Source organism: Streptomyces phytophilus (assembly GCF_013870535.1).
GTDB classification, from domain to species: Bacteria; Actinomycetota; Actinomycetes; order Streptomycetales; family Streptomycetaceae; genus Streptomyces; species Streptomyces phytophilus.
Genome location: NZ_JACBXC010000975.1, coordinates 1 through 2,315 on the forward strand (window position 1 = coordinate 1; position 2,315 = coordinate 2,315).

A 2,315-nucleotide genomic window follows, 5' to 3' on the forward strand; every position below is an offset into this window, starting at 1 on the left:
GGCGGCCGCGGTGGCGGCCGCCCGCGAGGTGCTTTCCGCGGTGCCCGGGGCGCTCAGCCCAGGGCGTTGAACACGGGGTAGTAGCCGCCGGACTGGCCGGCCGCCGTCGGGTGGTACGAGTCACCGATGGGGAAGGTGACGCTGTGCAGCCACTCGCTGTCCGAGCAGATCTCGTGCCCGGAGAACGCCGGCCGGACGTCGCCGTACGCGAAGCCGTGGTCGGCCGCGCGCTTGGCGGTGACCTCGCTCAGCAGGTCCGAGGCGCCGTTGATGGCGGCCCGGGAGCGCTCGCTGATGCCGAAGATGCAGCCGCCGTCGAGCTTGTACATCCGCGGGTAGCCGAGCACGACGACCTGCGCGTTGGGGGCGCGGGCGGTGATCGCGTCGTACGCCGCGTCCAGCCGTCCGGGCAGGGTGCCTGAGATATAGGTGCGCGCCTGGTTGATGCGGTTGATACAGGCCGACTCGCCCTGGAGCACACAGGTGGTCATGGCATCGGCGAAGCCCGCGTCGTTGCCGCCGATGCTGATGGAGACGAGGGAGGTGCCGGAGTTGAGCGGGCCGAGTTGGTTGTTGATGACGTCGCCGGTACGGGCGCCGGAGCAGGCGGTGAAGGAGAAGGACGCCGGGGCGTGCGCGTTCTTCCACAGCACCGGGTAGGCGTTGTTGCTGCGCTTGCAGTCGCCGCTTCCCGAGTCGTACGAACCGGCGCCCACGCCGGAGGCGTAGGAGTCGCCGAGCGCCACGTAGCTCTCGGCGGCGGCGGCGTTCGCGGGTTCTCCGGCATGGGCCGGCACGCTGCCGAGCAGCGCCACTGTGGTGGCGACGAGGAAGCCCAGCAGGAGCCGCAAGGGCCGGGCAGTTCTCATGGAACCCCCTGGGGGTGAGGTTGTACCGAGTGGTAACCACACCCTGCCCCCTGAAACCCATGTCCATGCCAAGTCGCAACTGCGCGCCTGTGATGCGCCGTTCCATCCGTGTGACGCGCGTTCATCAGGGCATGAGCTGATAGTCGGGGAAGTTGCCCGGCGGCCGTTCGCCCGCCGCGCCCTCGGTGAAGGCGTGCACCAGCAGGTGCCCGCCGACGAACGCGCCGCGCCACGAGGCGCCCGAGCCGCCGAACAGCTCGGCCCGGTCCCCGCGCGAACGCGGCGCGTTGCGGCCCGTCTTGAACGCCCGTATCTGCGGCGCCACCCGGTCGTAGAACTCCGGGTCGTCGCAGGAGAGGGTGGCGACCAGGGCGCCGTTGGAGGCGTTCATCGCCGCCAGCAGCTCCGCCTCGGTGTCCACCGGCACGATCGAGTCGACCGGGCCGAACGGCTCCGCGTGGTGCAGCGGCGAGGCGGCCGGCGGGTCGAGGAGCGTCACCGGCGCGAGATACGCGGAGGTGTCCTGGCCCGGCAGCAGGTGGGCGTCCGCGAGGCTGCCCCGGTGGAGCGGCACCGCGCCCCGGTCCACCGCGTGCGCCACCAGGTCCGCCAGCTCCTTGGCCTTGGCGGCGTTGATCAGCGGCCCGAAGTCCAGCTCCGGCAGCGGGTCGCCGGGCCGCGCCACCGCCAGCGGGTGGCCGACGCGTACGGAGCCGACCGCCGGCAGGTACGCCGCCAGGAAGTCGGCGAAGGCGGCGCGCTGGACGACGAACCGGGGGTAGGCGGTGCAGCGCTGCTTGGCGTAGTCGAAGGTCCTGCGCACCTGCCCGGTGAGCGCCGGCCAGTCGGAGTAGTTCCACACCCCCCAGCAGTTCAGCCCCTCCTGCTCCAGCACGTGCGGCTTGTCCAGGCCGGCCAGCGCGGCGGCCACCTGCCCGCCGGTGTCGCGCCCGCCGACGAAGGACACGCAGCCCAGCTCCGGCGCCCGTACCAGCGCCCCGGACAGCTCGCCGCCGCCGCCGGAGACCAGCGTCAGCGGCAGGCCCGCGCGTACCGCCAGCGCGCAGGCCAGGGTCAGGCACGCCACCCCGCCGTCGCTCGGGGTCTTGGCGACGGCGGCGTTGCCCGCCAGGGTGCAGACGAGCATGGCGTGCACGAGCACGCTCATCGGGTAGTTCCAGCTCGCGATGTTGCTCACCGGCCCCGGCAGCGGGGTGCGGCCGGCGAGCATGCCGTCGATCTCGTCGACGTACCAGCGGACCCCGTCCACGGCGCGGTCCACGTCGGCCGTGGCCAGCCGCCAGGGCTTGCCGATCTCCCAGACGAGGAGCAGCGCGAGCAGGTCGCGGTGCTCCTCGATGGCGTCCAGCGCCGCCGACACCCGCGCCTTGCGCTCCGCGAGCCGTACGTGCCGCCAGCTCCGGTGCGCGTCCAACGCGGTGCGTA

At 72.9% G+C, this 2,315-nt stretch carries 2 protein-coding genes; both read right to left on the reverse strand.

Translation table 11 applies throughout. From position 1 onward, the window contains the following. Positions 1 to 53 precede the first annotated feature (53 nt). On the reverse strand, positions 54 to 869 hold the full coding sequence (locus H5J30_RS27935; protein WP_220189446.1) for an SGNH/GDSL hydrolase family protein: 816 nt from the start codon (positions 867 to 869) through the stop codon (positions 54 to 56). A 124-nt stretch (positions 870 to 993) separates the two neighbouring features. Next, positions 994 to 2,315: aldehyde dehydrogenase family protein (locus tag H5J30_RS27940; protein ID WP_181790076.1), on the reverse strand; the 1,322-nt coding region annotated here is incomplete at its 5' end.